This is a genomic window from Pseudomonas sp. EYE_354, assembly GCF_023148575.1.
In the GTDB taxonomy this organism is placed as follows: domain Bacteria; phylum Pseudomonadota; class Gammaproteobacteria; order Pseudomonadales; family Pseudomonadaceae; genus Aquipseudomonas.
The window spans coordinates 1-4,083 of sequence record NZ_JAHXNQ010000032.1 but is presented as its reverse complement, the minus strand read 5'-3'; the positions used below and the strand labels follow the sequence as shown (position 1 = coordinate 4,083).

The 4,083-nt window shown below is 61.8% G+C and carries 1 protein-coding gene; it reads left to right on the top strand.

Going from position 1 to position 4,083, the window contains the following annotated elements:
• Nucleotides 1-4,083: Ig-like domain-containing protein (locus tag KZX66_RS26275; RefSeq protein WP_248084119.1), on the top strand; the 4,083-nt coding region annotated here is incomplete at both ends.

Genomic DNA, 4,083 nt, shown 5'->3' with positions numbered 1-4,083 from the left:
GTAACGCTGACGGCAGCAGCCCGCTGACCTCGGCTCCAGCCAACGGCACCATCACCGTGACTGCGGTCAACGACGCGCCGGTGGCTGCGGAAACTGCTGCGACCGGTGCTGAAGACCCAAGCGTAGGGATCGCGGTCAAGCTGTCCGCCACCGACGTAGACAGCCCGACGGACGTGAAATCGTTCACCGTCGGCACGCCTACCAACGGCACCTTCTACACCGACGCGGCGATGACCAAACCGGTGACCGGTTCCATTGACGCGGTCAACGGCGAAGCCACGGTTTACTTCAAACCAAACGCGGACTTCCACGGCACCGCGGACTTCACCTACACCGCGACCGACGGCGGCAACGCTGACGGCACCAACCCGCTGACCTCGGCTCCAGCCAACGGCACCATCACCGTGACTGCGGTCAACGACGCGCCGGTGGCTGATGCCACGACTGCGAGCGGTGCTGAAGATCCAAGCGTAGGCATCGAGGTCAAGCTGTCTGCCACCGACGTAGATGGCGTTGCGGACGTGAAATCCTTCACCGTCGGCACGCCAACCAATGGCACCTTCTACACCGACGCGGCGATGACCAAACCGGTGACCGGTTCCATTGACGCGGTCAACGGCGAAGCCACGGTTTACTTCAAACCAAACGCGGACTTCAACGGCACGGCGAACTTCACTTACACCGCGACCGACGGCGGTAACGCTGACGGCAGCAGCCCGCTGACCTCGGCTCCAGCCAACGGCACCATCACCGTGACTGCGGTCAACGACGCGCCGGTGGCTGATGCCACGACTGCGAGCGGTGCTGAAGATCCAAGCGTAGGCATCGCGGTCAAACTGTCCGCCACCGACGTAGATGGCGTGGCGGACGTGAAATCCTTCACCGTCGGCACGCCAACCAATGGCACCTTCTACACCGACGCGGCGATGACCAAACCGGTGACTGGTTCCATTGACGCGGTCAACGGCGAAGCCACCGTTTACTTCAAGCCAAACGAAAACTTCAACGGCACCGCGAACTTCACCTACACCGCGACCGACGGCGGTATTACTGGCAACGGCAGCCCGCTGACTTCGACCCCAGCCAACGGCACCATCACGGTGACTGCGGTCAACGACGCGCCAGTACTGGGCAACGCTTCGACCAACGCATTCGGCGACACCTACATTGAAGGCAAGCCAGGCGGCTACGTGGCGGCGACCTTGACCGTCAGCGACGTCGACAACAGCACCCTGCAAAGCGCCAAAGTCACACTCGTCAACCACCTGGCAGACGATGTGCTGATCGCAGATGTCAGCAACACCAAAATTGCAGTCAGCTACGACAAAGCCACTGGCATCCTGACCCTGTCTGGTGAAGCCACCAAGGCGGAATACCAGGAAGTCCTGCGTTCGGTGCACTTCGCCAGCGAAAGCGAGAACCCGGACCCGGCCAATCGCACCCTGACCATCACCGTCAACGACGGTCAGCTGGATTCGGCACCCGTGACCTCCGTGGTGAACGTGGTTCCGGTGAACGATCCGCCTGAGGTCAAGTTCGACAGCACCACGTTCACTGAACAAAAAGACGCGGTCGCGCTGGTCGAAAACCTGACCATCAAAGACGTCGACAACACCACCTTCAGCAAAGTCGTGGTCACCGTCGACAACCTGGCTTCGGGTGATGTGCTCAGCAATACCGACGTGCTCAAGGCCCTGGCCGTTGCCGGCATCACCATCACCCAGAGCGGCAGCGCCGCCGACGGGAAAATCGTCTACACCCTCACCAGCGACTCGGCGACCGGCAGCAGCGCCGCCGACTTCGTCAAGGTGGTTGAAGCCATCACCTTCCAGAGCCCGGGCGACAATCCTGTCGGCACTGATCGTACCGTCACCATCGATGTGACTGACGTCGGCGGCGGCAACCTGGATCGCGAACCACCGGAAACCGGCAGCGCCACCGGCAAGGTCACTATCGACCTGTTCAACGACGCGCCGATTGCATCGGCCGACAACACCACCGCCGATGAAGACCATACGGCCAAGATCGTGCTGGACGGCAAGGACGTGGACGGTACCGTCTCCAGCTTTGTCATTACTACCTTGCCGGAGAACGGCAAGCTGTACAGCGACGCCACGCTGCAAACCGAACTCAAAGTCGGCGATTCGGTGCCAGCGGGTGCCGACGGCAAGGCCGCGGTTTACTTCGCCCCGACCGGCGACTGGAGCGGCAAAACCGAACTGACCTTCACCGCGGTCGACAACGGCGGTAAATCGAGCACCGTAACCACAACTGACATCACGATCGCGCCGGTTACCGACACCCCGCACCTGGGCCTGCTCGGCGGCGGCCCTGTGACCTCGATCAACTTCGACGGCGCCAACCTCAATGGTTCGTGGGGCGACGTCGCGGTAGGTAATGCTAACAACCCGGCCGTCAATGGCACCCCGAGCACTCCGTGGCTCACGGGTAATGCCGACGGCCAAGTCGAAATCGGCCAAAGCAGCATCTACGGCGTAGAGACCCCAGGCAACAGCCAGGTCATCGAGCTTGAGAAAAACGCCGGCGACGACTCCAGCCTGTACACCATCATCAAGGCGGAAGCTGGCACGGCGTACACCATCTCGGTCGACTACTCGCCGCGTGCGGGTGCCGAGAACAACTCGGTGATCGACGTATTCTGGGGCGGCGTCAAAGTTGGCACCCTGGACACCACCACCGTTGGCATGAAGACTTACACCTTCGTCGTGCCGGTCACCGCTGACGGCGATGCCAAGCTCGAATTCAAAGCCCCGGCTGGCGAGGCAAACAACTCGTTGGGCGGCGTGCTGGATAACATCAACGTCACCCAGGTGCTGAACACCGGCCTGGAAGACCATGCGATCAAGCTGTCGACCATCGACGCCTACGCCACCGACAAGGATGGCTCCGAGACGCTCAAGCTGGAAATCAGTGGCGTCCCGCTCAACGCGACCATCACCGATGGCACGCCGGGTCACACCTTCACAGCGACAGCTGGCAATCAAAGCGTCGACATCAGCGACTGGAACAAGGCCACCCTGGTCTTCAACCCGGCGGAAAACGCCAACGGCCTGGTGAACCTGACTGTCACTGCGACTGCGCAGGACGGCACCGCTGATCCGAAATCCGAGTCGATCAACCTGCCGATCAATGTGATTGCAGTGAATGATGCACCGGAAGCCATGGCCACTACCGCGACCGGTTCCGAAGATCCGGCCCAGGGCATTGAGGTCAAACTTTCGGCTACTGATATCGATGGCGTGGAGAACGTGAAATCGTTCACCGTCGGCACGTCGACCAACGGCACGTTCTACACCGACGCGGCCATGACCAAGCCAGTGACGGGCGCTATTGATGCCACCAATGGCGAAGCCACGGTGTACTTCAAGCCAAATGCGAACTTCCACGGCACCGCGGACTTCACCTACACCGCGACCGACGGCGGCAACGCTGACGGCACCAACCCGCTGACCTCGGCGCCAGCCAGCGGCACCATCACCGTGACTGCGGTCAACGATGCGCCGGTGGCTGCGGAAACTGCTGCGACCGGTGCTGAAGACCCAAGCGTAGGGATCGCGGTCAAGCTGTCCGCCACCGACGTAGACAGCCCGACGGACGTGAAATCGTTCACCGTCGGCACGCCTACCAACGGCACCTTCTACACCGACGCGGCGATGACCAAACCGGTGACCGGTTCCATTGACGCAGTCAACGGCGAAGCCACGGTTTACTTCAAACCGAACGAAAACTTCCACGGCACCGCGGACTTCACCTACACCGCCACCGACGGCGGCAACGCTGACGGCGGCAGCCCGCTGACTTCGGCTCCCGCCAACGGCACCATCACCGTGACTGCGGTCAACGACGCGCCGGTGGCTGATGCCACTGCTGCGACCGGTGCTGAAGACCCAAGCGTAGGCATCGCGGTCAAACTGTCCGCGACCGACGTAGACAGTCCGACGGACGTGAAATCGTTCACCGTCGGCACGCCAACCAATGGCACCTTCTACACCGACGCGGCGATGACCAAACCGGTGACCGGTTCCATTGATGCGGTCAACGGCGAAGCCACGGTTTACTTCA